The sequence below is a fragment of the Hylemonella sp. GW821-FHT10B10 genome (assembly GCF_059415585.1).
In genome coordinates, this window is record NZ_JBWKNN010000002.1 from 262,929 (window position 1) to 288,067 (window position 25,139).

General features: G+C 63.9%; 23 protein-coding genes. 14 read left to right on the forward strand and 9 right to left on the reverse strand.

Features of this window, described 5'->3' with window-relative positions:
* Nucleotides 1-23 precede the first annotated feature (23 nt).
* Entirely contained in the window at nt 24-1,502 is a 1,479-nt protein-coding gene (locus AC07NT_RS11485; protein WP_498598895.1) for a hypothetical protein, read from the forward strand.
* Between the two features lie 55 nt (nt 1,503-1,557).
* Here AC07NT_RS11485 and AC07NT_RS11490 read toward each other — a convergent pair whose 3' ends face one another.
* Nucleotides 1,558-3,900, reverse strand: coding sequence for a DNA translocase FtsK (locus AC07NT_RS11490; protein WP_498598894.1), 2,343 nt, complete (start codon nt 3,898-3,900; stop codon nt 1,558-1,560).
* A gap of 44 nt (nt 3,901-3,944) precedes the next feature.
* Nucleotides 3,945-4,622 carry a Crp/Fnr family transcriptional regulator gene (locus AC07NT_RS11495; RefSeq protein ID WP_498598893.1) on the reverse strand — a complete coding sequence of 226 codons (678 nt, stop codon included), beginning with the start codon at nt 4,620-4,622 and terminating at the stop codon, nt 3,945-3,947.
* A 148-nt stretch (nt 4,623-4,770) separates the two neighbouring features.
* Here AC07NT_RS11495 and trxB point away from each other — a divergent pair, with 148 nt between their 5' ends.
* The 5 genes from trxB to AC07NT_RS11520 all read left to right on the forward strand — a co-directional run bounded on the left by trxB (nt 4,771) and on the right by AC07NT_RS11520 (nt 8,002).
* Complete coding sequence (trxB, locus tag AC07NT_RS11500; RefSeq protein WP_498598892.1) at nt 4,771-5,724, forward strand: thioredoxin-disulfide reductase; 954 nt, start codon at nt 4,771-4,773, stop codon at nt 5,722-5,724.
* A 138-nt stretch (nt 5,725-5,862) separates the two neighbouring features.
* Nucleotides 5,863-6,096: a 50S ribosomal protein L28 gene (gene rpmB, locus AC07NT_RS11505; protein ID WP_498598891.1), complete on the forward strand. Its 234-nt coding sequence runs from the start codon at nt 5,863-5,865 to the stop codon at nt 6,094-6,096.
* 11 nt (nt 6,097-6,107) lie between these two features.
* Complete coding sequence (rpmG, locus tag AC07NT_RS11510) at nt 6,108-6,278, forward strand: 50S ribosomal protein L33 (protein WP_057676949.1); 171 nt, start codon at nt 6,108-6,110, stop codon at nt 6,276-6,278.
* A gap of 157 nt (nt 6,279-6,435) precedes the next feature.
* A complete protein-coding gene (locus AC07NT_RS11515; protein ID WP_498598890.1) occupies nt 6,436-6,762 on the forward strand; it encodes a hypothetical protein in 327 nt (108 codons plus the stop codon).
* Nucleotides 6,763-6,775: 13 nt separating this feature from the next.
* Complete coding sequence (locus AC07NT_RS11520) at nt 6,776-8,002, forward strand: DUF2325 domain-containing protein (RefSeq protein WP_498598889.1); 1,227 nt, start codon at nt 6,776-6,778, stop codon at nt 8,000-8,002.
* A gap of 12 nt (nt 8,003-8,014) precedes the next feature.
* Here AC07NT_RS11520 and murB read toward each other — a convergent pair whose 3' ends face one another.
* Complete coding sequence (gene murB / locus AC07NT_RS11525) at nt 8,015-9,070, reverse strand: UDP-N-acetylmuramate dehydrogenase (RefSeq protein ID WP_498598888.1); 1,056 nt, start codon at nt 9,068-9,070, stop codon at nt 8,015-8,017.
* 68 nt (nt 9,071-9,138) lie between these two features.
* Here murB and AC07NT_RS11530 point away from each other — a divergent pair, with 68 nt between their 5' ends.
* The 3 genes from AC07NT_RS11530 to AC07NT_RS11540 are packed head-to-tail and all read left to right on the forward strand — an operon-like array spanning nt 9,139 to nt 11,283.
* Entirely contained in the window at nt 9,139-9,624 is a 486-nt protein-coding gene (locus tag AC07NT_RS11530; RefSeq protein WP_498598887.1) for a YajQ family cyclic di-GMP-binding protein, read from the forward strand.
* Nucleotides 9,625-9,667: 43 nt separating this feature from the next.
* Complete coding sequence (locus AC07NT_RS11535) at nt 9,668-10,279, forward strand: retropepsin-like aspartic protease family protein (protein WP_498598886.1); 612 nt, start codon at nt 9,668-9,670, stop codon at nt 10,277-10,279.
* 41 nt (nt 10,280-10,320) lie between these two features.
* The gene (locus AC07NT_RS11540; RefSeq protein ID WP_498598885.1) at nt 10,321-11,283 is read left to right on the forward strand and encodes an HD-GYP domain-containing protein; all 963 of its coding nucleotides are present in this window, start codon (nt 10,321-10,323) and stop codon (nt 11,281-11,283) included.
* Between the two features lie 10 nt (nt 11,284-11,293).
* On the opposite strand, the gene plsY is transcribed toward AC07NT_RS11540, so the two are convergent.
* The 3 genes from plsY to ybaK form a co-directional block, all read right to left on the reverse strand.
* Nucleotides 11,294-11,926: a glycerol-3-phosphate 1-O-acyltransferase PlsY gene (plsY, locus tag AC07NT_RS11545; RefSeq protein ID WP_498599166.1), complete on the reverse strand. Its 633-nt coding sequence runs from the start codon at nt 11,924-11,926 to the stop codon at nt 11,294-11,296.
* A 66-nt stretch (nt 11,927-11,992) separates the two neighbouring features.
* Nucleotides 11,993-13,372, reverse strand: coding sequence for a diguanylate cyclase domain-containing protein (locus AC07NT_RS11550; RefSeq protein ID WP_498598884.1), 1,380 nt, complete (start codon nt 13,370-13,372; stop codon nt 11,993-11,995).
* 76 nt (nt 13,373-13,448) lie between these two features.
* Entirely contained in the window at nt 13,449-13,940 is a 492-nt protein-coding gene (gene ybaK, locus AC07NT_RS11555; RefSeq protein ID WP_498598883.1) for a Cys-tRNA(Pro) deacylase, read from the reverse strand.
* Nucleotides 13,941-14,003: 63 nt separating this feature from the next.
* On the opposite strand from ybaK, the gene AC07NT_RS11560 reads away from it, so the two are divergent.
* The gene (locus AC07NT_RS11560; protein WP_498598882.1) at nt 14,004-14,621 is read left to right on the forward strand and encodes a YitT family protein; all 618 of its coding nucleotides are present in this window, start codon (nt 14,004-14,006) and stop codon (nt 14,619-14,621) included.
* On the opposite strand, the gene AC07NT_RS11565 is transcribed toward AC07NT_RS11560, so the two are convergent.
* A complete protein-coding gene (locus AC07NT_RS11565) occupies nt 14,606-15,835 on the reverse strand; it encodes a GGDEF domain-containing protein (protein WP_498598881.1) in 1,230 nt (409 codons plus the stop codon). The genes AC07NT_RS11560 and AC07NT_RS11565 overlap by 16 nt on opposite strands.
* Nucleotides 15,836-15,946: 111 nt before the next feature.
* On the opposite strand from AC07NT_RS11565, the gene AC07NT_RS11570 reads away from it, so the two are divergent.
* Complete coding sequence (locus AC07NT_RS11570) at nt 15,947-17,383, forward strand: coniferyl aldehyde dehydrogenase (protein ID WP_498598880.1); 1,437 nt, start codon at nt 15,947-15,949, stop codon at nt 17,381-17,383.
* 15 nt (nt 17,384-17,398) lie between these two features.
* Here AC07NT_RS11570 and AC07NT_RS11575 read toward each other — a convergent pair whose 3' ends face one another.
* Both AC07NT_RS11575 and AC07NT_RS11580 read right to left on the reverse strand, forming a co-directional pair.
* Entirely contained in the window at nt 17,399-18,466 is a 1,068-nt protein-coding gene (locus AC07NT_RS11575; protein ID WP_498598879.1) for an aldo/keto reductase, read from the reverse strand.
* Nucleotides 18,467-18,497: 31 nt separating this feature from the next.
* Entirely contained in the window at nt 18,498-20,294 is a 1,797-nt protein-coding gene (locus AC07NT_RS11580; protein ID WP_498598878.1) for an acetate--CoA ligase, read from the reverse strand.
* A gap of 25 nt (nt 20,295-20,319) precedes the next feature.
* Between AC07NT_RS11580 and AC07NT_RS11585 the strand changes: the two genes are divergently transcribed.
* The 3 genes from AC07NT_RS11585 (at nt 20,320) to pepN (ending at nt 25,133) form a co-directional block, all read left to right on the forward strand.
* The gene (locus AC07NT_RS11585; protein ID WP_498598877.1) at nt 20,320-21,234 is read left to right on the forward strand and encodes an alpha/beta fold hydrolase; all 915 of its coding nucleotides are present in this window, start codon (nt 20,320-20,322) and stop codon (nt 21,232-21,234) included.
* A 94-nt stretch (nt 21,235-21,328) separates the two neighbouring features.
* Nucleotides 21,329-22,433 (forward strand): peptide chain release factor 2 gene (gene prfB, locus AC07NT_RS11590; protein WP_498598876.1). Its coding sequence is split into 2 segments (ribosomal slippage): nt 21,329-21,409 and nt 21,411-22,433, totalling 1,104 coding nucleotides; the frame shifts between segments, so codons are not numbered across the junction.
* A 9-nt stretch (nt 22,434-22,442) separates the two neighbouring features.
* Nucleotides 22,443-25,133: an aminopeptidase N gene (pepN, locus tag AC07NT_RS11595; RefSeq protein WP_498598875.1), complete on the forward strand. Its 2,691-nt coding sequence runs from the start codon at nt 22,443-22,445 to the stop codon at nt 25,131-25,133.
* Nucleotides 25,134-25,139 lie beyond the last annotated feature (6 nt).

A 25,139-nucleotide genomic window follows, 5' to 3' on the forward strand; every position in this document is an offset into this window, starting at 1 on the left:
AACAGACAAAAATGGGGGCTCGAATGGACGGCGATATTCAGTTTGGCGTGAGCGGCATGAGCGTGTACGTACCACGCCTTCGTGTGCCATTACAGGCCTGGTGCGACTGGACTGGCAATTCTTGGGACAAGATCCAATCGGTGGTGGGCAGGAGCTTTCGCATACCCAGTCGGCATGAGAACGTCTACACGATGGCGGCCAACGCTGTGATCCGCCTGATCCAGCAATACGACATTGACCCCACGCGGGTCGGCTTCCTGGGTCTGGGTACTGAATCAAGCACGGACAATGCGGCCGGAGCCGTCATCGTGCGCGGGATGGTGGATCGTGGATTGGAGGCCTTGGGCCGCCCACGCCTGTCCCGTCACATGGAGGTGCCCGAGTTCAAACACGCGTGCTTGGGGGGCATGTACGCACTGAAGGCTGCGTTGCGTTACGCCGCGTGCGACGCGGGTGATCGCCTTGCGATCGTGGTGTGTGCCGATATCGCGGAATATGAGCGCGGCAGCACGGGTGAACAGACGCAGGGCGCAGGCGCAGTGGCCATGCTGGTCTCACGCAACCCACAGTTGTTCACAGTGGACCTGGCACACGCCGGATGTGCTTCGGACTATCGCGGCCCCGACTTTCGCAAGCCTTTTGCCAGGCACTTCACGAAGGACTACGCGCCGAACACGCAGCGCTTGAACGACTTCCCGGTGTTCAGCGGCAGATACTCGACATTTTCGTATCTGGACGAGACTGTACATGCCGTTGAAGACATGCTCCGGAAGCTGAAGGTCCCAGCCAGTGCCTACTATGACAGCGTTCATTCGCTGTTCTTTCACCGTCCCTATCAGATGATGCCGGTGCAGGCGTTGTCATTCCTGTACATACGCAGCCTTGCACATGGCGAACCCCACTCGGGTGATCTCCAGGCCTTGTGCGACGAAGCCGGTGTGCAGATGGAGGACGTGATCGCAGAGTCGCTCACGACACCAGACCTGTACGCCCAGGTGAGTGAGCACGGCGCCAACGTGAGTGACCCTTACCAGGCCACGACAGCGGTCGCCTCGCTGGCGCGAAAGTCCAGCCGCCGATTCCGCGAGCTGCTGCAGGCCAAGATGCGCCTGGGCTCAGGTCTCGCATGCGAGCTTGGGAACCTGTACTCTGCAGCACTCCCTGCTTGGTTGGCCGCCGGTTTCGCAGAAGCCGCCGCTGCGCGGATGGAACTCACCGATTGTGAGATGGTGGTGGTAGGTTACGGCAGTGGCGATGCTGCGGAATCATGGCCGATCCGTGCCGTATCAGGCTGGGAGCAGGCCGCCGCGCGCATCCACGTGCAAGGCGCACTCGAAAACCCGATAGATCTCACCCGTGAACAGTATGAAGCCTTGCACGATGGGCGCGAGGTCGACACAAGCTACACGCCACAAGATGAGTTCGTGATCACCCATGTGGGCGAGCAGTATGGCCCCGCCTTCCAGGACCTTGGCATCGAGTACTACAAGTACGCAGGCTAAGCGCCGCGCTATCTGCTCTGGCGACCATACCCAGTTTCTGCGCGCCAGCGGCCACTCACTCAGCGCGCGCCGGCACCAGGATGTCACGCTGCCCGTTGGTGCTCATGGCGCTGACCAGCCCGGCCTTCTCCATGTCTTCCACCAGGCGCGCCGCGCGGTTGTAGCCGATCTTGAGATGACGCTGCACCAGCGAGATGCTGGCCTTGCGGTTCTTCAGGACGATTTCCACGGCTTGGTCGTACATGGGATCTTTCTCGCCGGCAGGCCCCCCCTCGCCCAGGGGACCGTCTTCACCGTCGACCGTACCGCCTTCGAGCACGCCTTCAATGTAATCAGGCTCACCCTGGCTCTTGAGGTACTTGACCACGCGGTGCACCTCGTCATCGCTGACGAAGGCGCCATGCACACGGATCGGCAGGCCAGTGCCACTGGCCATATAGAGCATGTCGCCCATACCCAGCAGGGCCTCGGCGCCCATCTGGTCCAGGATGGTGCGGCTGTCGATCTTGCTGCTGACCTGGAAGGCGATGCGCGTGGGAATGTTGGCCTTGATCAGGCCCGTGATCACGTCCACGCTGGGGCGCTGCGTGGCCAGGATCAGGTGGATGCCGGCGGCGCGTGCCTTCTGCGCCAGGCGGGCGATCAGTTCTTCGATCTTCTTGCCCACCACCATCATCAGGTCGGCCAGCTCGTCGATGACGACCACGATGTGCGGCAGGCGCTGCAGCGGCTCCGGGCTCTCGGGCGTGAGACTGAAGGGGTTGTAGATGAACTGTTCCTTGGCCTTGGCTTCGTCGATCTTGTGGTTATAGCCGGCCAGGTTGCGCACGCCCAGCTTGCTCATGAGCTTGTAACGGCGCTCCATCTCGGCCACGCACCAATTCAGACCGTGCGCGGCCTGCTTCATGTCGGTGACGACAGGCGCCAGCAGGTGCGGGATGCCTTCGTAGACCGACATTTCCAGCATCTTGGGATCGATCATCAGCAGGCGTACGTCGCGTGCCTCGGCCTTGTAGAGCAAGGACAGGATCATGGCGTTGATCCCCACCGACTTGCCCGAGCCCGTGGTTCCGGCCACCAGCACGTGCGGCATCTTGGCCAGGTCGGCCACCACCGGATTGCCCACGATATCCTTGCCCAGGCCCATGGTCAGCATGGACTTGGCCTCGTTGTACACCTGCGAGCCCAGGATCTCTGACAGCTTGATGGATTGGCGCTTGGCGTTGGGCAGTTCCAACGCCATGTAGTTCTTGCCCGGGATGGTCTCGACCACGCGGATGGACACCAGGCTCAGCGAACGCGCCAGGTCCTTGGCCAGGCCCACGATCTGCGAACCCTTGACGCCGGTGGCCGGCTCGATTTCGTAACGTGTGATCACCGGGCCGGGCTGGGCCAGCACCACGCGCACTTCCACGCCAAAGTCCTTGAGCCGCTTCTCGATCATGCGGCTCGTCATCTCCAGCGTCTCGGGTGCCACGGTTTCCTGCCGTGTCTGCGCACCGTCCAGCAGGTCCACCTGGGGCAACTTGGAGTCGGGCATGTCGCTGAACAACGGCTTCTGGCGTTCCTTGGCCACGCGCGTACTCTGCGGCACCTCCACCAGCACTGGCTCAATCAGCACGGGGGGGGCGTGGTGCTCGATGATCTCCTCACGCTCCTCCAGCACCACTTCCTCGCGTTCCCGTGCCGCCCGCTGGCCCAGGGCCAGGTCCTGTGCCATTTCACGGCGCGCGCGGCGCGACTCGATGAAGTCCTGAATCCAGCCGCCTATACCTTCGGCCACATGGCCCCACGAAAAGCGAAACACCAGGGCCACGGCCAGCACCCACAGGCCGATAGCGAGCAGGGCCGAACCCGTCACCCCCAGCCAACGCGCCGCCAGCGGCCCGATCCAGTAGCCCATCACACCGCCGGCGTGCCCCGGCAGGCGCGGCTCCAGGCTGTAGAAACGCGCCCACTCGATCGCCGTGCTGGCCAGCATCAGCAGAAACAGGCCGATCCAGAAACTCCAGCGGCTGGCCAGGAAGCGCGCCAGCAGCGCCGGAGCCGCCGCAGGCTCTGCCTCCGGCAGCTCGTGGGCACGCAACCAGCGCGCCAGCGCCGAGAGCCAGCCGCGCACGGCGGCGGCAAAACACCACCAGACCGAGAAACCAAACAGGTAGAAACTGGCGTCGGCCAGCCAGGCGCCAAGCTGTCCACCCCGGTTGCGCACCGGTGCGCCGTCGCCCGAGGTAGACCAGGCGGCATCCAGCAGGCTGTGACTGGCCAGGGCCAACAGCCAATAGACCAGCAGCACCAGACTGACGAAGAGCAGCACTTCGCCGGCAAAGCGGCCCCGGCGGGCGGGCGCCGCAGCGCCGGAGTCTTCAGAATTGAGCGTGTGGAGTCGGTAGGTCATGTAGGCAGAAAAAGGGCGTCTTCACCCGGGGTGAAGCGCCGCATTCAGCGCGGCTTGGAGCGGCGTTCCTTGACGCGCATGGCGCCGCCTTCGAGCGGGGTCACGAAACCCTGCTCTTCGAAGTCCTTCATGACGCGGCTGACCATCTCGCGCGAAGCGCCGACCATCTTGGCGATATCCTGGCGCGAGAGCTTGTCACGGATGGTCATGTCACCTGCCGGGTCGATCTTGGCCGCGTCGAGCAGCACATTGGCCACGCGGCCATAAACACTCATCAGGGCCAGGGAACCGATCTTGCGATCGGCGTGGCGCAAGCGCTGCACCAGGCCACGCATGATGCCGTAGGCCATGGGCGCACTGTCGGCCAGGCTGCGCAGGAACTCGTTGCGAGCCAGTTCCAGCACGTCGGTCTGGGTTTCGGCCTCGACCGAGGCGGAATGCACATCGTTGTCAATCAGGCTCATCTCGCCGAAGTAGTCGCCCGTCTGCAGTGTGGCCAGGATGACCTCACGCCCGTTGCCGGTGTCGGTCATGAGTACGCGCGCGCGCCCCGAAAGAATGATGGACAGGGCATCGGACTTCTGGCCCTGCGTCACAACCCGCTCGCCCCGCTTGACGCGACGCTTCACCACGGCGGTCGCCAGCGCCTGCAACTGCTCGTCCGAAAGCATGGAGAACAGCGGAACCCGGCGCAACAAATCCTGATTGGTCAGCATTGACATAGTTCGGTCATTCTGCGCGTGCGTTGTTGAGTTCATACAATGACGAGTCGGCCGGTTTTCCGGTCTCCTCCCTCGCCATGCACCGCGGCACGTTGCGCGGCGCTACCGATTATTGACCAAAAGACCCCGAAAAACGAAGGCTTAAAGAATGTCGCAGAACAAACACGCCAAGGTCCTGATCCTGGGTTCCGGCCCAGCCGGCTACACCGCCGCCGTTTACGCAGCCCGCGCCAACCTCAAACCGGTGCTGGTCACCGGCATGGCCCAGGGCGGCCAGCTCATGACCACCACCGAGGTCGACAACTGGCCGGCCGACACCGATGGCGTGCAGGGCCCGGAGCTGATGCAGCGTTTCCAGGCCCATGCCGAACGCTTCAAGACCGAGCTGGTCTATGACCATATCAACAAGGTCGATTTCAGCAAGCGTCCCTACACACTGATCGGCGACAGCGGCACCTATACCTGCGATTCACTCATCATCGCCACTGGCGCCTCGGCCAAGTACCTGGGCCTGCCCTCTGAAACCGCCTTCATGGGCCGCGGCGTCTCGGGCTGCGCCACCTGCGACGGCTTCTTCTACCGCGACCAGGTCTGCTGCGTGGTGGGCGGCGGCAACACGGCCGTGGAAGAAGCGCTTTACCTCTCCAACATCGCCAGCAAGGTCTACCTGGTGCACCGCCGCGACAAGTTCAAGGCCGAGCCCATCCTGGTCGACAAGGTCATGGAAAAGGTCAAGGCCGGCAAGATCGTCCTCAAGACCTTCAGGACCCTGGACGAAGTGCTGGGTGACGCCAGCGGCGTGACCGGCGTGCGGCTCAAGAGCACGGTGGACGGCAGCACCGAGGACCTGGAACTCAAGGGCGCGTTCATCGCCATCGGCCATGCCCCCAATACCGAGATCTTCCAGGGCCAGCTCGAGATGGAAAACGGCTACATCGTCACCAAGGGCGGGCTCAAGGGTTTTGCCACCCAGACCTCGGTACCGGGTATCTTTGCCGCAGGCGACGTGCAGGACCATGTCTACCGTCAAGCCATCACCAGCGCCGGCACCGGCTGCATGGCGGCACTGGATGCCCAGCGCTTCCTGGAACAGGACACCTGAGCCTCGGGTGGCCGATTAGGCTATAATTGCGGGCTTTGCTGGGCTTTGCGGTCCATCATGGGTTACCGCCACCCTACTGGCGAGGTGAGGCCCCCACTGCTCAGGTGGCGGCCGTTTTGAAGAAAGCGAAGTGTCCTCATGGCACGCGTATGTGAAGTAACGGGTAAAGGCCCGATGGTCGGGAACAATGTTTCCCACGCCAACAACAAAACCAAGCGCCGGTTCCTGCCGAACCTGCAATACCGTCGTTTCTGGGTCGAATCGGAAAACCGCTGGGTCCGTCTGCGCGTTTCCGGCGCCGCCCTGCGTCTGATCGACAAGAATGGCATCGACTCCGTGCTCGCCGACCTGCGCGCACGTGGCCAAGCTTAAGGAGCTGAATCATGGCAACCAAAGGCGGACGCGAAAAAATCAAGCTGGAATCCACGGCCGGCACCGGTCATTTCTACACGACCAGCAAGAACAAGAAAACCATGCCCGAGAAGATGGCGATCATGAAGTTTGATCCCAAGGCTCGCAAGCATGTGGAATACAAGGAAACCAAGCTGAAGTGATTCAGCCCATCTCCTGAAAAAAGCCCGCTTCACGCGGGCTTTTTGCTTTTTGACACGGGCACAAGACCCTGGTGGTGAGTCGGTCTAATGATTGTAATGAGATTTATTCTCATTACAATCATTGCAACAAACGGCTGTCACCTTCTGGAGGAACCCGATGTCCTGTCACCATGACGAGTTGAACCCGCCCTGCCTCGAATCCCTCGTGGCCGGCACCTTTGCACTCATGACTTGCTGGGCCACGCCCCAGGCCGAAACCGGCGCGCCCGGCAGCCGGCAACGCACGATGATGGCGCGCAAGATTGTCTCCAACCTGTTTTGCCTCAAAGGCCATCCCCACGCCAGCCCCGGCCTGCGCCAGGTCATGGCGCGTGCACACGAACGCTGGGTGCTGCTGACCGAATCAGCCGGCGACGCCTCGGTGGTGACCCTGGCCTCGGACCCGCTGGCCGCCCTGCCAGGTGGCGGCGGTCTGCTGCATTGAGCCGGAGACGTCCATGTGCCAACGCCAAGCCACAACAAACGCCCTGCAGATCGGCCCCAAGGCGGTCGAGTCCACCATGACCCTGCCTGGCGGCTCGCGCCGGCGTCGCTTGTGGGAGCTTGATGGCCACGCCTACTGCCCGGTGGTCGGGGTCTGCCTGCCCCTGCCCCAGCTGCGCCGTCTGGCCGAAAAGACTCTGGGCCGACTGGACCGCTACAGCGACTACGAGGTGCATTGCACCGTCGTGACCGAATGCAGGCAGCGCTCGCCCCTGTCCGAGACCCTGCACAAAGAGCTTGAAAGCCGCTATGCCCTGGTGTTGCGGTCTGCGCAACAGCTCAAGAACACCGAGGCCCTGGGTGTCTGGTGGAAAGACTGCCGGGCCAGCGCCGACTGGGCCGGTGCCCTGTGGGCGGCACTGACCCACCCGCGCTGCGATGCCGAGCTGGAACAGCGCATCCTGGGCGAAGTCCATATGCTGCAGCATCAGGTCGGCATGGCCTGCCGTGCCGACCTGACACGGCTGGAAAACCTGCACGAGGAAAACGCCATTCTGGCGCGTGAACTGGCCGGCGCGCAGGAGCGCAGCCAGCAACAGACCGGCCAGCACCGCGCCCGGCTGGAACAGCAACAAGCCGAGACCTTGCGCCTGCGTGCCGATCTGGTTCAGGCCCAGACCCGCCTGCACCAGCAGGAGGAAACATTGGTGCAACTGCAAGCCAGCGCGCCCAACCTGGCGGCTCGCCAGGAACTGGCACAACAGAACCGCTTGCTGGAGGATGAGCTCCAGACCTTGAAACGCCTGCTGAAACAGGCCCGACAGGAAACGCAACAGCAGCGGGAACGTGCCGAGGCCTTGCAGGACAGGCTGGAAGCCGCACAGCGTGCCCAGACCAACGCGCCAGAAGCACCGGTCGCGCCACCGGACCTGGACCAGCGCTCGGTGCTCTGCGTTGGGGGGCGCACGGCCAGCGTGCCCATCTACCGCCAGGTGATCGAACACACCGGCGCGCGTTTCCTGCACCACGACGGCGGCACGGAAGACAACAGCAATCTGCTGGACGCTACCCTGGCGGCAGCCGACCTGGTGATCTGCCAGAGCGGTTGCATCAGCCACAACGCCTACTGGCGTGTGAAGGACCATTGCAAGCGCACGGGCAAGCAATGCGTGTTCATCGAGACACCCAGCCGCAGCGCGCTGGAGCGGGCGCTCGGCGAGATCAACCCGGGCACAAGTTGAGGCCGCACCGCCTCAGACCACCACCGGCTCAGGCTCCAGGCGGATCCCGAAGCGTTCGTAGACGCTGGTCTGGATGGCCTTGGCCAGGGTCATGACCTCTCCCCCCGTCGCCCCCTGCTCGCCACCGCCCCGGTTGACCAGCACCAGGGCCTGCTTCTCGTAGACACCAGCCTGGCCTATGGATTTGCCCTTCCAGCCGCAGGCGTCGATCAGCCAGCCGGCAGCCAGCTTTACCGTGCCATCGTCCAGCAGGTAATGCACGATCTTGGGCTCACGCGCGATGATGTCAGCGCACTGCTCGGGGCTGACGGTGGGATTCTTGAAGAAACTGCCAGCATTGCCGATCTGGGCCGGATCGGGCAGTTTGGCGCGACGGATCTCGCAGATCCACTCATAAATCTGGCGCGCCGTCGGTTCGCGGACGCCGGTCTCGGCCATCTTGCGCTCCAGGTCCAGGTAACCGAGCACTGGTTTCCACGCCTTGGGCAGCGCCAGGCGTACCCGGGTGATCAGGGCGCGGCCCGCCAGCCCGAAGCCCGGGACAGCGCCATCAGCGACATGTTTGAACACCGAGTCACGGTAGGCAAAACCGCACTGCGCGGCATCCAGCGTGAAGACGCGCCCGGTTTCCAGGTCGATGGCGTCGAGCGACTCGAAACGGTCCTGCAACTCCACGCCATAGGCACCGATGTTCTGCACTGGCGCCGCACCAACAGTACCAGGGATCAAGGCCAGGTTCTCCAGACCGGGCCAGCCCTGGTCCAGCGTCCAACTCACAAAATCGTGCCAGTTCTCGCCGGCGCCGGCCTCGACGATCCAAGCCTTGGGCGTCTCCTCGACCAGACGCCGGCCCATGATCTCCACCTTGAGTACCACCGCCTTCACATCCCCGGTCAGCACGATATTGCTCCCCCCACCCAGCACAAACTTGGGTGCCGGGCCGAGCGCGGCATCGGCTAGCAGAGCGCGCACGTCGGCCTCCTGCAACACCCGGACCAGGGTATGGGCCCGGGCGACGATGCGGAAGGTGTTGTACGGCTGGAGCGGGACGTTTTTCTCGACTAACATTGGCCCTCAGGGGGGTCGGCAACAGACCCTGATTCTCTCACTTGCATCAGCCTCAGAAAAATACCGTCATGCCTTCTTTTGACACCGTCTGCGAAGCCGATATGGTCAAGGTGAAAAACGGTGTGGAGAACTCCGCCAAGGAGATCAACACCCGCTTCGACTTCAAGGGAACTTCGGCCCACATAGAAATCAAGGACAAGGAAATCACCGTCACCGGCGATGCCGATTTCCAGCTCGAACAGATTCTTGAAATACTGCGCAACAAGCTGACCAAGCAGTCCGTGGACGTGCGTTTCCTGGACATCGGCGATCTGCAGAAGATCGGCGGCGACAAGGTCAAGAAACTCATCAAGGTGCGCAACGGCATCGAGGCTGAACTGGCCAAGAAGATCCAGCGCCTGATTAAGGACAGCAAGCTCAAGGTACAGGCCGCCATCCAGGAAGACAAATTGCGCGTCACCGGCGCCAAGCGTGATGACTTGCAGGCGGTGATGGCCTTGCTGCGTAAGGAAGTCAGCGACGTGCCCATCAGCTTCAACAACTTCCGCGATTGAGGCCAGCGTCATGAACCGCCGGGCCCTCCTGCTGATATGCGCCTTGACTTTGACGCTTGCGGTGCGGGCGCAGACTGTGGAACTGTCTGGCATCCTGGGCGGCAAGGCCCTGCTGGTGGTCAATGGCGGCGCCCCCAAGAGCGTGGCGGTGGGCCAGAGCCACCAGGGCGTCAAGCTCATTGCCGCCGAAGCCAACCAAGCCATCGTGGAAGTCGACGGCATACGCCAGACCCTGCGCCTGGGCGAGGCCCCCTTCAATGCCGACGCCCAGGCTGAAGGCGGTGACAGACGCCGGATCATCCTGCACGCCGGCACCAACGGGCATTTCCGCACCCCGGGACAGATCAACGGACGCGCGGTCAATTTCATCGTGGATACCGGTGCATCGGTGGTCTCGCTCAGCGTCACCGATGCCGACGCCATCGACCTGCCCTACAAGTCGGGGCAGACGGTGCAGGTCGGCACCGCCAACGGCGTTACCGTGGGCTGGGTCACCAAGCTGGCCACGATACGCCTGGGCAGCGTGGACGTCTACGACGTCGAAGCACTGGTCACCCCATCGCCCATGCCCTATGTGCTGCTGGGCAACAGCTACCTGACCCGCTTCCAGATGACCCGTACCAACGACCAGATGGTGCTGGAGCGCCGGTATTGACGCTGCTGGTATCCTAGGCTTCAATTCCCTGAGCGTGCACCGTGACTGTTCAAAACGAAAACGAGTACGAAGACCTGCTGGGTCTGTGGTCGGACCTGGAGTCAGGCCTGGGCATCCTGCTGGGCAGCCCGTTGAGCGTGCAGGAGTTCGAGCAGCGCATCTGGCAATACGATCGCTGGATGCAGGCACTGCTGCAGCGTGATGCCGATGTCGGCCTTTACCTGCTGTTCCAGCTGGCCACCAACTCCTCGGTAGGCTACAGCGCCTCGCACAGTCTGGTCTGTGCCACCCTCTGCCACCTGATCGCCGCCGAACTCAAGTTGGTCCCCAAGGAGCGTGACAGCCTGGTCCATGCTGCGCTGACCATGAATATCGCCATGACCGAGCTCCAGGACCAGTTGGCCCTGCAGACCGAGAAACTCTCCCCCCCGCAACTCGAAGCCATCCGCCTGCATGCGCCCAAGGGCGGCCTGATGCTGGCCAACAGCCTGGGCGTGAACGATCCGCTGTGGATCGAGGTGGTGTCCTCGCATCACGACGAATTCACGGAAAAGATCGAACTGCGCCTGCTGCCGGCCCATAAACGGCTGGTGCGCATCCTGCGCGTGGTGGACCGCTACGCCGCCATGATTTCGCCGCGCAAGTCACGGGAAGGCCGCAGCGCCACCGAGTCCGTGCGCACCATCATGACCGGTGCCAACGCCTACAACGATGAGATCGGTCACGCGATGGTGCGCGCCGTGGGCCTGTGCCCACCGGGCACCTATGTGCGTCTGGAAGACAACACCTTGGCCATCGTGATGCGCCGCAGTGTGCGCCCCAACCTGCCCCATGTGGCCGTGGTCTCGGGTACCGATGGCCAGGTGCTGCCGCAGCCGCGCCTGCACCGCACCATCAGCGGCCGGCCGACCATCCAGGCAGCACTGGCCACCTCCCTGGTGCGGCTGCGCCTGAACCATCACATGATCCTGCAGCTCGGTGCACACGCTGCCCAGACGAGCTGAGCGCGCGATCTCAGGATTTTTTCTTCTGGCCGAGCCGGGTCTCGGTGCCACGCGCCAGGCGACCGATATTTTCGGCATGGCGATAGATCAACAGCAGCGACATCAGGCTGACGGTGAACAGCACCGCCCCCTCCATGTACCAGGCCAGACCATCGCCAAAGATGTAGTACAGGGGTGCGAACACAGCAGCCACCAGCGCGGCCAGCGAGGAATAGCGGAAGAAGGCCGCGATGATGACCCAGGTCCCTAGTGTGGCCAGGCCCAGGGCCCAATGTACGCCCAGCAGCACGCCCGCTGCCGTTGCCACGCCCTTGCCGCCCTCGAAGCGGAAGAACACCGGGTACAGATGGCCCAGAAAAGCCCCCAGGCCCACCAACGCGACGGTGCCAGCCTCCAGCCCGTAAGGCTTGCCATACCACTGGACCAGGGCGACGGGCAGCCAGCCCTTGGCGCCATCGAGCAAGAGGGTCACGATGGCGGCCTTTTTCGATCCTGAGCGCAGCACATTGGTCGCCCCGGGGTTCTTGCTGCCGTAAGTGCGCGGATCGTTCAGACCCATGACGCGACTGACGATGACGGCAAAGGACAGGGAGCCCAACAGGTAGGCGACCACAGCGGCCAGGACGGGATAGATCGCAGACAGGGAATCCAAGGCTCTTTTCTCCTCTAGCGTCCCTGCACAGGACAGGAACTGTTTTGGTATTGGCCGCTATTCTGCCAGCGGCGCAGGCCTGGAGGCGGCAACCTTGCGATCGGTCTTGTCGCTGTACATATGGCCGTCGGCTGCGTGCAGCAGCTGGTCCAGATCGGTACCGTCCTCCGGATAGATCGCCACCCCGATGGAAACGCCGACCTGCAGCCTGCAGCCCTCGAAATCGATGGGCTCCTGGATGGAACTGCGCAAGCGCTGCGAGATCGTCTCCAGCATGTCCCGGGAGACCTGCTCCAGCAACACGATCAGTTCATCCCCGCCCCAACGCGCCACCGTGTCGTTCTGACGTACGGCCGCCAGGGCCCGGTTGGCCACGACCATGAGCACAGCATCACCCGCCTTGTGGCCATGCTGGTCATTCACATGCTTGAAATCGTCGAGATCGAGGAAGAGCAATGCACAAAGCTGTTCCGGCTGCCGCTGCTGGCGGGAAAAGGCCATCAACGCCCGGTCTTCGAACAGGCGCCGATTGGGCAGTCGCGTCAAATCGTCGTACATGGCACGGTGCGCCATCAGGCTGCGGTTACGGATCAACATGTAGAGCATGGTCGCCACCAACAGGCCCGCCGCCACGGAACTGGCACGGATCAGCCAGCGCAAGCCGCTGCTGTCGTCTGGGATCTGGCTGCGCACGCCTATGGCCCAGCGCCCGCCGGGAACATCCATCTCCTGCACCATCACGTCCGGTTGCTCAAACAGCGCCATCGAACCCCAGACCGGCCCGCCCCCCAGCCCCAGGGCATCACGCCCCCGGATCGCAAACTCGAACCGGTCGTCCTCCGACTCGGCCTGTACCGCCTGCAGGAGCGAGTCCGAATCGATGACCGTCGACAGCAAACCCCAGTAACGCCCTTGCAACATCAGGGGCATGCGGTAGATCAGACCACGGCCACCCTGCACCAGATCCACCGGCCCGGCCAGCCCGGCCAGGCCGCTCTGGGCGATCTTCTGGATCACGGGCCATTGGGCCGGCTGCTCGGGGTAGTACAGGCCGATGGCCCGCTCGTTGCCCTGGAGGGGGTAGACATACTGCACCCGGAAACCGACCGCCACCCCAAAGCTGCGGACATGCCGGTTGCTGCGATGCAGGACGGCCAGGATGTCCTGGATCTCGCTGGCCTGCATGCTGTTGTTGCGCACGACCAGATAGGCACCCAAACCACTGCTGAGGTAGAGCAGGGAATTGAGCTCGCGCTCCAGGCGCACACGCAGCGTGGTGGCGTAGGACAGCGTCTCGATATGGCGCTTGTTCAGGCGGTCCTGCAGCTGGGATTGCAGGAAAACTTCCCCGGCGATCAGCAACAAGGCGAGCACGATGACCGCGCTGGCCAGTGCCCCGGCACGCCTGGAGAAGAATGCAAAACCCGGAAATCGCATGGAACAAACTCCGTTGCAGGTCCATTCTCTCAGACTCCGCCCGGGAACAGGGTGCCCTGCCCCGACATGCCCTGGTCTATTCGACCAAGGCGCAGTGCACCGGCGTGGCCTCCAGCAGCTGCATGCAGACCTGCGGCGCAATGCCCACCAGATAACCACGCCGCCCGCCATTGATCAGGATGCGCGGCAATGCCAGGATGGTTTCCTCGATGTAGACCGGCATCTCGCGCCGGGTACCAAAGGGTGAGGTCCCGCCCACCAGGTAACCGCTGTGGCGGTTGGCCACCTCGGGCTTGCAGGGCTCGACCGACTTGGCGCCAATCTGCCTGGCCAGGTTCTTGGTCGAGACCTTGCGGTTGCCGTGCATCAGTACCACCAGGGGCCTGGCGTCCTGGTCCTGCATGATCAGCGTCTTCACCACCGTGTACGGATCCCAGCCCAGCACCTGCGCACTGTGCTGGGCGCCGCCATGCTCCAGGTACTCGTAGGGATGTTCGGTGTAGTCCACCTTGCGGGCCTTGAGCAACTGGGTGGCGGGGGTTTCGGAAACATGTTCTTTCTTGGCCATGCCGCGATTTTCCATCAGCCGGCTCAACCGGCCGCCTTTGGCCCGATGCCACAATCCAGCCCCATGGACACCCCCCAAGACACCCCGGCGCTGCACCACAGCAGGGCCGAAGACGCCCTGGCCCTGCTCTCGGGCACGGCCCTGATCGCGCTGGCCGTGGCTCTTTTCCAGCATGCGCAGCTGCTCAGTGGCGGCACGGCGGGCATCGCCTTCCTGCTGCACTACGGCACGGGCTGGGGCTTCGGGCCGGTGTTCTTCCTGCTCAATCTCCCTTTCTATGTACTCGCCTGGCGACGCATGGACCGGGCCTTTCTGATCAAGACCATGATGGCCGTGGCTCTGCTCTCGGTGCAGACCGAGCTCACGCCGCACCTCATCAGTTTCGAGCAGGTGCGCCCGCTCTACGCGGCGCTGCTGGGCGGGGTGCTGCTGGGCGTGGGTTTTCTCATCCTGTTCCGGCACCGCGCCAGCCTGGGCGGCGTGGGCATCCTGGCGTTCTGGCTGCAGGAGACACGCGGCTGGCGTGCCGGCCATGTGCAGATGGCCGTGGACACGCTCATCCTGCTGCTGGCGCTGGCCATGGTTCCGCTGGTGCAGGTGGCCTTGTCCGTCGTCGCAGCCGTGGTGCTCAACCTCACGCTGGCCATCAACCACCGCGCCGGGCGCTACATGGCGACCTGAGTCTCGACCGCAGCCTCTACCCGGTTGCGCCCCAGGCGCTTGGCTTCATAGGTCGCAGCATCGGCACGGTGCACGAAGTCCTCCTGCGCCTCGGCGTTACCCAGGACCGCCACCCCGAAACTGGCGGTCATGTGCAGTTCGACATCCTGGATGCGCAGGGGCGAATCCTGCAAGGCCAGCCGCATGCGATTGGCCGCCTCCAGCCCACCGGCCAGATGCGTGTCAGGCATCAGCACCATGAATTCCTCGCCACCAAAGCGGCCTAGGACATCCACCGTGCGCAGATGTCCCTTGATCACCTGCACGGTGTGCTTGAGGGCGAGGTCGCCCGCCGTATGGCCGTGTGCGTCGTTGATCCGTTTGAAATGGTCCAGATCGAAAAACACGCAGGCCAGGGGATTGCCACTGCGCCGGTTGCGGTCAAACTCGATCTGCAGCCGGGCTTCCCAGGCACGCCGATTGAGACAACCGGTCAGGTAATCGTTCTCGGCCAGCGTGCTGATGTGCATGACCAGCCGCCCGGCGGTCAGGCCCGACAGGGCGATATTGGTCGCCAGCAGCAGCACCGTCAACGCCCAGAGAAAGGGCGTGAAGTCGGGCACCGGAACAAAGGTAGCCGTCTGGTCCACCGGAGGGCTCAACAGGGTCACCACACCGCGCACCCCCATGGCCAGGGCCACCATCAGAAAAGGCGTGCTGATCGCCCAGCGAGCCATGACCGGGAACCGCTCCCCGGTCAAACCGCGGTAGCAGTCCAGGAAACACTGCCCCGCCAGCCATGCCACGGTGAATGAAAACACCAGGGCCCGGACCGTGAAGGAGCTGGGATCCGGTGCAAACGGCGCGGTGATGCCCACGGCCAAGGCCACGGGTAGCAGCCGGCGCCATAGCGGCGGTGGATGGTGTGCACGCACCTGCACCACGATGCCCGCGTGAAAGGCCAGAAACCCCGCAAAGATGAGCCACTCCACGCCGTGGTAGTGCAGGTAGCTGGGCTGGGGTGTGCGATGGACCAGCAAATAGATGCTGATGGCGAGCAGGGCGTTCGCCAGGGCAAACCACCTGGAGGCCGCGTTGAAAATTCTCAGGGAGCCGCCGATCAGCGCCCAGGAAATGCCAAACATGCCCGCCTGCACCAGGTTCATGGTGAACAGCGTTGGATCAGCGGTATAGGTCAAGGCCATGCCAGGGGAGAAACAGAGCGCCGCTTGCATCAGCCCTCTGCCGAATATCGTACCTTGAATCAGCGCAGGCAATCCCGCAAAATGAGTGCCCTTCCCGCAGTTCGCTATATTCCGGCCTGCATGCATCTTCCGGAGAAAACGATGAACGCAGTCAACGATTCCGCCACCGCACTGCTGCGTGCGCCGCTGGAAGCCGCGCTCAAGCGCCAACGCGCCGCCTACCTCGCCAACCCGGAACCTGATTACGCCAGCCGTTGCAACGACCTGCGAAAACTCAAACGCTTTGTGCTGGAGCACCAGGAAGCCATCTGCGCAGCCATCAGCGCCGACTATGGCAACCGCTCACGCCACGAAACGCTGCTGACCGAAGTCATGCCGGTGATCAAGGGCGTCGACCACGCCCTCAAGCACCTCAAGCGCTGGATGAAGCCGCAGCGTCGTGGCATTGACCGCCTGGCCTTCGGCCTGGCCAGCAACCGCGTGATCCCGCAACCCCTGGGCGTGGTGGGTGTGATCGTGCCCTGGAACTTCCCGCTCAACCTCAGCCTGCTGCCACTCACCGCCATCTTCGCTGCCGGCAACCGTGCCATGGTCAAGATGAGCGAGAACTCGCGCCACTTGGCCAAGCTCCTGATCAAGGAATTGCCGGATTATTTTCCCGAAGAGAAGCTGCAGATCTTCGACGAGACCGGCGGTGTGGGCATTGCCTTCTCCAGCCTGCCCTTCGACCATCTGCTTTTCACCGGCTCGGGCCAGACCGGCCGTGCCGTGATGGCTGCCGCTGCGGCCAACCTGTGCCCGGTCACGCTGGAGCTCGGCGGGAAATCACCAGCCATCGTCTGCGAGGACTTTCCCCTGCGCACGGCGACCGAACGCCTGCTTTACGTCAAGTACCTCAATGCCGGCCAGATCTGCACCACGGTGGACCACGTCTACCTGCCTGAGCGAAGCATCAAGGAGTTCGTACGCCTGGCCCAGGAAATCGTGCCCAAACGCTATCCCAAACTCGACACACCGGACTACACGGCCATCATCGACGAGATCGCCTACGCGCGGCTGCTGCACGCGCTGGATGAGGCCAAACAACGCGGCGCCCAGGTGATTCCGCTGATCCCGGGCAAGCCCTTCGATGCCAAGCTGCGCAAGGTCGCACCGCACATTGTGCTGGACGCCCCCGCAGACTGCCTGCTGATGCAGCGCGAGATCTTCGGCCCCATCCTGCCGGTAATCGCCTACGAAGACCTGGAAGACGATGTAATCAAGCGCATCAACGCCGGGCCGCGGCCACTGGCGCTCTACCCCTTCACCAACGACAAGGCCGTGCAGGCGCAATTGCTGACGCGCGTAATGTCGGGTGGTGTGTCCATCAACGACGCGCTCTTCCATGTGGGCCAGGAAGAGCTGCCTTTCGGCGGTGTGGGCGCCTCAGGCATGGGCCACTACCACGGCAGAGAAGGTTTCCTGACCTTCTCCAAGCTGCGCCCGGTGTTCCATCAGGCGCGTTTCTCCACGGCCAAGCTGCTGGCTCCACCCTACGGGCCGCTGACGGACAAGCTGCTGAAGTTCCTACTCAAATAGGCAGGAGCTTCCAGCCTAGACAGCCGGGTCGCGCATCTCCTTGCGGATCGCGTCGATGGCCTTGAGTAGCTCGGGGCTCAGTGTGGTACCCCAGGCGTTGAGATCTTCGTCCAGCTGCGCGATCGAGGTCACACCAATGATGGTGCTGCTCACCTGCCACTTGGTGTAGCAGAAGGCCAGGGCCATCTGCGTCGGTGTGAGGCCGTGTTCGCGCGCCAGCGCGTTGTAACGACGCGCAGCATCCAGCGCCTCGGCGCGGCCCCAGCGCTGCTTGCGCACGCTCTCGAACTTGGCGATGCGCCCGTCCTTGGGCGCATCACTGCCGAGGAAACCACTCTGGTCGTATTTGCCCGTCAGCAGGCCGAAACCCAGCGGTGAGTAGGCCAGCAGCGAGACGCCCAGACGGTGCAAAGTCTCATCCAGGGCATTTTCGACCGTCCGGTTCACCAGGCAATAAGGGTTCTGCACCGTGGCCACACGCGGCAGGCCGTGCTGCTCGGCCAGGCGCACGAACTCATGCACACCATAGGGCGACTCGTTCGAAAGACCAATGGCGCGCACCTTGCCCGCCTGCACCAGCTGGCCCAGGGCTGCCAGCTGTTCGTGGATCGACGTGACCGTGAGATCGTCCTTGGCCGGATCGAAATACATCTGACCGAACATGGGCACGTGGCGCAGGGGCCAGTGGATCTGGTAAAGATCGATCACGTCGGTTTTGAGGCGTCTGAGACTGTCGTCGCAGGCCGCCACCATTTCGGCCGGCGTCACATTGGGGCTGCCCTTGCGCACCCAGTCCATGCCGCGCGAAGGGCCGGCCACCTTGGTCGCGACCTGCATCCTGGCACGGGCACCGGGACGGCTGGCAAACCAGTTGCCGATGATCTTCTCGGTGGCGTTATAGGTCTCGGGCCTGGTGGGTACCGAGTAGACCTCGGCCGTGTCCAGGAAGTTGACGCCTCGCTCCAAGGCGCGGTCCAGGATGGCATGGGCCTGGGCTTCGTTGACCTGTTCACCAAAGGTCATGGTGCCCAGGCAGATGGGGGTGACTTGCAGATCGCTCTGGCCGAGCCGGACGCTATTCATTGTTTTCCCTCTCAACAGAAAGACGTGGAGTTTACGGAGTCTTCAATATCCCCGCTTGCCGCGCCCGTTCCTCCTCACGCAGGCGCAGCACACGGCGCTGCACCTTGCCGGTGGTGGTCATGGGCAGGGCGTCGATGAACTCGACTTCCTTAGGGTACTCGTAGGGTGCCAGCATGCCCTTGACGTGGCGCTGCAGATCCGCCACCAGGCGCGCGTCCCATTGCGCGCGCGCGATAGGCTCATCGCCGCGTTTGGCCTGCGCATCGGGCGTGAGCACCACGTAGGCCTTGACGAGCGCGCCGCGTTCGGCATCGGGCTTGGGTACCACTGCCACATTGGCCACGGCCACGTGCTTGACCAGGCAGTTCTCGATCTCGCCCGGGCCGATGCGGTAACCCGCGGCCTTGAACATGTCGTCGGCCCGGCCCTGGTACCAGAGGTAGCCGTCGGCATCACGCAGCGCCAGGTCGCCAGTACGGCACCAGTCGCCGGTGTATTTGTCGCGTGTACCCGCCTCGTTTTTCCAGTAGCCCAGGAAGAAGATCGGGTCCGGGTGGCCATGCACGTCGTAGCGATGGATCGCCACCTCGCCCACCGTGCCCGCCGGGCATTCCCTGCCCTGCTCGTCGATCACCGTCACGCGATGGCCCGGATAGCCCTTGCCCATGCTGCCGGGTTTGGCCGGGTAGAAAATCGCGCAGTTACCCACGATGTAGTTGACCTCGGTCTGGCCGAACATCTCGTTGACTGTCACGCCCAGCTCTTTCTGGCAGTAGGCGAACACCGCGTCACCCACGGCCTCGCCCGCGCTCATGATGGCCTGTAGCCTGAGCCTGAAGAACTGTCTCGGCTGCGGAAAGGCCTTCATCATGGCCTTGAGCGCTGTGGGGAAGAGGAAGGTGTGTGTGACTTCGTACTTCTGCAACAGCTCAAAGGCGGTCTGCGGGCTGAAACGGCCGTTCCAGGCCACGATGGGACGGCCGAAATACAGCGAGGGCAAGAGTGCATCCATCAGTCCACCCGTCCAGCTCCAGTCGGCCGGACTCCAGAAAACGCTCGGCGTTTTGGGCTGCGGCAGTTCCGGCAACGGTCCCCTGGCCTGGGGATCAAAACCAAACCAGTTCTGGCTGCAGACGAAACCCGTGAGGTTGCCGATCAGCGCGCGGTGCGGGATCAGCGCCCCCTTGGGGTTGCCCGTGGTGCCGCTGGTGTAGATCAGCACCGCGGGGTCCTCGGCACGGGTGGGCACGGGCGCGTAGGCGGACGGCTGCGTCGCCAGCAGCGCCGCGTAATCCAGGTCGGCCGCGCCCGCTGCACCACCGCCGGCATCTCCGCCAACACTGTCGCCTACGCCGATCACGTACCGCAGGGCCTCGCAATGGCCGCGCAGGTTCTGGATGGTGAGGATGGCCGCGTCGTCACAGACCAGCACCGAAGCCGCGCTGTCGTTCAGGCGGAATTCAAGAGCCTCGGGCCCGAACCAGGTGGACAGGGGCGTGGCCACCGCCCCCATCTGTAGCACCGCCATGTAGGTCACTGCGGTCTCGAAGCGCTGCGGCAGCACGATAGCCACACGGTCACCGCGCCGCACGCCCAGCGTGCCCAGGGCCGTTGAGAGGCGATTGGCCTGCTCCTGCAGTTCGGCGTAACTGTGGGTACGTGCCCGCAGACCCGCCCCGTCGGCATGGACCGCGACACGCTGCCCCGCGTCCGCGGCCTGCGCCCAACGCCGGCAACAGACCTCGGCGATATTGAAGGACTCGGGCACCTGCCAGCGAAACTGGCGATGCAAGGATTCGTAGTTGTCCCGCTCCTGACTGCGCGCCATACGGTGTCTCCTTATGATGGTGCAAATGTACCAAGCCCGCCGCCCCGCCCACAGCGAATTCGCCCCAGTCCGCAACCTGAAGTACCACGTCTGGCGCTGGGGGGAGGCCGAATCCGCCCTGCCTCCGCTGGTGCTCATGCACGGCTGGATGGATGTGGCCGCTTCCTACCAGTTCGTCGTGGACGCCTTCAGCCCGGCTTTTTTCCAGGGTCGCACCATCATCGCGGCCGACTGGCGCGGTTTTGGTCTGACAGACTGCCCTGGCCATGACAACTACTGGTTCCCGGACTATCTGGCCGATCTGGATTTTTTGCTCGACCAGTACGCCGGCGACAAGCCCGTGGACCTGGTCGGTCACAGCATGGGCGGCAATGTGGTCATGCTCTACGCCGGCGCGCGCCCCCAGCGCATACGCCGCCTCGTCAACCTGGAAGGCTTCGGCATGCCGGCCACCAAAGCGGCACAGGCGCCCCGTCGCTACGCCAAGTGGATGGATGAGCTCAAGAGCCTGCACCGCGGTGAACTGGACCTCAAGACCTATACCAACGCCGACGGCGTCGCGCGCCGCCTCATGAAGACCAACCCGCGCCTGGGCGAGGACAAGGCCCAGTGGCTGGCCCGGCACTGGGCACGCCCGAATGCGCAAGACCAGTGGGCCATCCTGGGCGACGCCGCGCACAAGATCGTCAACGCCCAGCTCTACCGCGTCGACGAGGTGCTGGCCGCCTTTGCCGCCATCACGGCCCCCGTGCTTTCCGTGGAGGCCAGCGACAACCAGATGGAGCAGTGGTGGGAAGGCAAATACACCCTCGCCGAATTCCATGAACGCCTGAAAAGCGTGCCCCAGCTGCAGCAGGCCCGGGTCCAGGATGCCGGCCACATGCTGCACCACGACCAGCCTGAGCAGCTGGCGCGCCTGATCGAAGACTTCCTGGCCTGAGCCCGCGTGGACATGAGAAAATGCGGGGTTACGGGTAAAAAGCGTGCTCCCAGCACCCTGCCCGCCCCCGCAGAACACAGACAGGATCCCCATCATGGACGCAGAACAAATCAATGCCATCGGTACCAAACTGGCTGACCTGAGCCAGCGCACGGTCGAGCTCCGGAGGTATCTTTGACTACGATGCCAAGGCTGAACGGCTGAGGACGGTCAACGCATCGCTCGAAGACCCCACGGTCTGGAACGACCCCAAGCGCGCCCAGGAACTGGGCAGGGAAAAGAAGGCCCTGGACGATGTGGTCGTCACGCTGGACAAGCTCACCAGCGAACTGGCCGACAACTCCGAGCTCTACGACATGAGCAAGGAGGAAGGCGACGAGGCCGGTCTCAAGACCATCTCGGCCGAAGAAGCCAAGCTCTCCGAAATCGTGGAGAAGCTGGAGTTCCGCCGCATGTTCAACAACCCGGCCGACCCCCTGCCCGCCTTCCTGGACATCCAGGCCGGCGCCGGTGGCACCGAAGCCTGCGACTGGGCCAGCATGCTGCTGCGCCAGTACCTGAAGTACGCCGAACGCAAGGGTTTCAAGGCCACGGTGGAAGAGGAAACCCCGGGTGACACCGCCGGCATCAAGAGTGCTTCCATCAAGATCGAGGGGGACTACGCTTTCGGCCTGCTGCGCACCGAAACCGGTGTGCACCGCCTGGTGCGCAAGTCGCCTTTCGACTCGTCTGGCGGGCGCCACACCAGCTTTGCCAGCGTCTTCGTCTACCCGGAGATCGACGACACCATCGAGATCGACATCAACCCGGCCGATGTGCGCACCGACACCTTCCGCGCCAGCGGCGCTGGCGGCCAGCACATCAACAAGACCGACTCGGCCGTGCGCCTGACCCACATCCCCACCGGCATCGTGGTGCAGTGCCAGGACGGCCGCAGCCAGCACAGCAACCGCGACGTGGCCTGGAAGCGTCTGCGCAGCCGTCTGTACGACCACGAGATGCGCAAGCGCCAGGAAGAACAGCAGAAGCTCGAAGACAGCAAGACCGATGTGGGCTGGGGCCACCAGATCCGCTCCTATGTGCTGGACCAGAGCCGCATCAAGGACCTGCGCACCAACTACGAGACCTCGGCCACCCAGAAAGTGCTGGACGGCGACCTCGACCCCTTCATCGAAGCCTCGCTCAAGCAGGGCGTTTAAGGAATCACCATGCGTGAAGGACAAGCCAACGTCATCCGGCGTGAAGACTACGCCGCCCCGGCCTACTGGATCGACACCGTCGACCTGAGCTTCGACCTGGACCCGGCCAAGACCCGCGTGCTCAACAGGATGACCCTGCGCCGCAATCCGGCCGTGGCAGCCCAGCCCCTGCGCCTGGACGGCGAGGAGCTGAACCTGGCGCGCGTGCTGGTCAACGGCCAGGGCACGAGTTTCAAGATGGACGGCAGCCAGCTGGTTCTGGAAAACCTGCCCGAGGGTGAGGCGCCTTTCGAACTGGAAATCTTCACCACCTGCGCCCCGGTGAAGAACAGCAAGCTCATGGGCCTGTACGTGAGCAACGACTCTTTCTTCACGCAATGCGAGGCCGAAGGCTTCCGCCGCATCACCTATTTCCTGGACCGTCCGGACGTGATGGCCAACTACACGGTGACCCTGCGCGCCGACAAAAAGAAATACCCGGTGCTGCTGTCCAACGGCAATCTGGTCGAGCAAGGCGATCTGGAAGATGGCCGCCACTTTGCCAAGTGGATCGACCCCCACAAGAAGCCCTGCTATCTCTTCGCCCTGGTCGCCGGCCAGCTGGTGGCGCGTGAACAGCGCATCACCGCGCGCAACGGCAAGGACCACCTCTTGCAGGTCTTCGTGCGCCCGGGCGACCTGGACAAGACCGAACACGCCATGAACTCCCTCATGGCCTCCGTGGCCTGGGACGAAGCGCGCTTCAATCTGCCGCTGGACCTGGAGCGTTTCATGATCGTCGCCACCAGCGACTTCAACATGGGCGCGATGGAGAACAAGGGCCTGAACATCTTCAACACGAAGTACGTTCTGGCCAACCAGGCCACCGCCACCGATGCCGACTATTCGAACATCGAAAGCGTGGTCGGCCACGAGTACTTCCACAACTGGACCGGCAACCGCGTGACCTGCCGCGACTGGTTCCAGCTCAGCCTCAAGGAAGGCCTGACCGTCTTCCGCGACCAGGAATTCAGCCAGGACCTGGCAGGGGACCTGTCCGCACGCGCCGTCAAGCGCATCGAGGACGTGCGCGTGCTGCGCACCGCCCAGTTCCCCGAGGACGCCGGCCCCATGGCGCATCCGGTGCGGCCCGACAGCTATATCGAGATCAACAACTTCTACACCGTCACCGTCTACGAAAAAGGCGCCGAAGTCGTGCGCATGCAGCAGACGCTGACCAGCCGCGAAGGTTTTGCCAAGGGCATGGCCCTGTACTTCCAGCGCCATGACGGCCAAGCCGTGACCTGCGACGATTTCGCCCAGGCCATTGCCGACGCCAACCCCGGCTCCGAACTCGCGCGCCTGTTGCCGCAGTTCAAGCGCTGGTACAGCCAGGCCGGGACCCCGCGCGTGACGGCCCAGGCCCAGTACGATGCCGCCACCCGCAGCTACACGCTGACGCTGAGCCAGTCCTGCGCCCCCACACCGGGCCAGGCGCTGAAAGAACCCTTTGTCATCCCGATCAGCCTGGGCCTGATCACCGCTGACGGTCGCGCCCTGCCCCTGCAGCTCGAAGGCGAGAACGAGCCCGGACCGAGCTCACGCACCATCGTGCTGACCGAGACGACACAGACGCTGCGCTTTATCAACGTCGATGCCGAGCCCGTCCCCTCCCTGCTGCGTGGTTTCAGCGCCCCCGTGGTGCTGGCCTGTGACTACAGCGACGAACAGTTGCTGGCCCTGCTGGCCCACGACACCGACCCCTTCAACCGCTGGGAAGCCGGCCAGCGCCTGGCCGTCAAGCGCGCTCTGGCCTTCATCCGCGGCAGCGCCCAGCCCGGCGAGGCCAAGGTACTGGACAGCGCCTATGTCGAAGCCATGCGCCAGGTGCTGCGCCACCCCACACTGGACGCCGCCTTCAAGGAGCTGGTGCTCACCCTGCCGGCAGAGACCTATATGTCCGAGCAGCTCGATGTGGTGGACCCGCAGCGTGTGCACGCCGTGCGCGAGTCCATGCGCCAGCAACTGGCGCTGGAATTGCGCCACGACTGGGCTTGGGCCTATGAGGAACACCATGACACGGGCGCCTACCGCCCCGACGCCCTATCCTCCGGCCGCCGTGCCCTGACCGGTCTGGCGCTCACCATGCTTTGTCTGGCCGCGCGCGAGACCGGCGACGTGATCTGGCCCGGCAAGACCTACCAGCGCTTCAAGGACGCTGGCAACATGACCGACCGCTTCAACGCTTTGGGCGCCCTGGTCCACAGCGGGCATGAGCTGGCCGGCCAGGCGCTGGCGCGTTTCCACGCCCTGTTCAAGGACGAGGCCCTGGTGCTGGACAAATGGTTTGCCCTGCAGGCCGGCGCCAGCGACCGCGGCGGCCAGGTGTTGCCGGCCGTGCGCCAGCTCATGAACCACCCGGACTTCAACCTGCGCAACCCGAATCGCGCGCGCAGCCTGATCTTCAGCTACTGCAGCGCCAACCCCGGCGCCTTCCACCGCGCCGACGCGGCCGGTTATGTCTACTGGAGCGAGCGTGTGCTCGAGCTCGACGCGATCAACCCGCAGGTCGCCGCCCGCCTGGCGCGTGCGCTGGACCGCTGGAAGAAACTCGCCGAGCCCTACCGCCACGCCGCGCGCGAAGCCATCGCCCGCGTGGCCGCCAAGCCCGACCTGAGCAACGATGTGCGCGAAGTGGTCACACGCGCCTTGGCCGAATAAGAAAAT

What these genes read in the sequence shown, in the direction of transcription:
- AC07NT_RS11585 (WP_498598877.1), top strand. Translation starts at nt 20,320, where the DNA reads ATGTACCAAGCCCGCCGCCCCGCCCACAGCGAATTCGCCCCAGTCCGC.
- trxB (WP_498598892.1), top strand. Translation starts at nt 4,771, where the DNA reads ATGTCGCAGAACAAACACGCCAAGGTCCTGATCCTGGGTTCCGGCCCA.
- rpmG (WP_057676949.1), top strand. Translation starts at nt 6,108, where the DNA reads ATGGCAACCAAAGGCGGACGCGAAAAAATCAAGCTGGAATCCACGGCC.
- AC07NT_RS11520 (WP_498598889.1), top strand. Translation starts at nt 6,776, where the DNA reads ATGTGCCAACGCCAAGCCACAACAAACGCCCTGCAGATCGGCCCCAAG.
- AC07NT_RS11550 (WP_498598884.1), bottom strand. Translation starts at nt 13,372, where the DNA reads ATGCGATTTCCGGGTTTTGCATTCTTCTCCAGGCGTGCCGGGGCACTG.
- AC07NT_RS11565 (WP_498598881.1), bottom strand. Translation starts at nt 15,835, where the DNA reads ATGCAAGCGGCGCTCTGTTTCTCCCCTGGCATGGCCTTGACCTATACC.
- murB (WP_498598888.1), bottom strand. Translation starts at nt 9,070, where the DNA reads ATGTTAGTCGAGAAAAACGTCCCGCTCCAGCCGTACAACACCTTCCGC.
- AC07NT_RS11570 (WP_498598880.1), top strand. Translation starts at nt 15,947, where the DNA reads ATGAACGCAGTCAACGATTCCGCCACCGCACTGCTGCGTGCGCCGCTG.
- pepN (WP_498598875.1), top strand. Translation starts at nt 22,443, where the DNA reads ATGCGTGAAGGACAAGCCAACGTCATCCGGCGTGAAGACTACGCCGCC.
- rpmB (WP_498598891.1), top strand. Translation starts at nt 5,863, where the DNA reads ATGGCACGCGTATGTGAAGTAACGGGTAAAGGCCCGATGGTCGGGAAC.
- ybaK (WP_498598883.1), bottom strand. Translation starts at nt 13,940, where the DNA reads ATGGCCAAGAAAGAACATGTTTCCGAAACCCCCGCCACCCAGTTGCTC.
- AC07NT_RS11495 (WP_498598893.1), bottom strand. Translation starts at nt 4,622, where the DNA reads ATGTCAATGCTGACCAATCAGGATTTGTTGCGCCGGGTTCCGCTGTTC.
- AC07NT_RS11575 (WP_498598879.1), bottom strand. Translation starts at nt 18,466, where the DNA reads ATGAATAGCGTCCGGCTCGGCCAGAGCGATCTGCAAGTCACCCCCATC.
- AC07NT_RS11530 (WP_498598887.1), top strand. Translation starts at nt 9,139, where the DNA reads ATGCCTTCTTTTGACACCGTCTGCGAAGCCGATATGGTCAAGGTGAAA.
- AC07NT_RS11490 (WP_498598894.1), bottom strand. Translation starts at nt 3,900, where the DNA reads ATGACCTACCGACTCCACACGCTCAATTCTGAAGACTCCGGCGCTGCG.
- AC07NT_RS11485 (WP_498598895.1), top strand. Translation starts at nt 24, where the DNA reads ATGGACGGCGATATTCAGTTTGGCGTGAGCGGCATGAGCGTGTACGTA.
- AC07NT_RS11560 (WP_498598882.1), top strand. Translation starts at nt 14,004, where the DNA reads ATGGACACCCCCCAAGACACCCCGGCGCTGCACCACAGCAGGGCCGAA.
- AC07NT_RS11580 (WP_498598878.1), bottom strand. Translation starts at nt 20,294, where the DNA reads ATGGCGCGCAGTCAGGAGCGGGACAACTACGAATCCTTGCATCGCCAG.
- AC07NT_RS11515 (WP_498598890.1), top strand. Translation starts at nt 6,436, where the DNA reads ATGTCCTGTCACCATGACGAGTTGAACCCGCCCTGCCTCGAATCCCTC.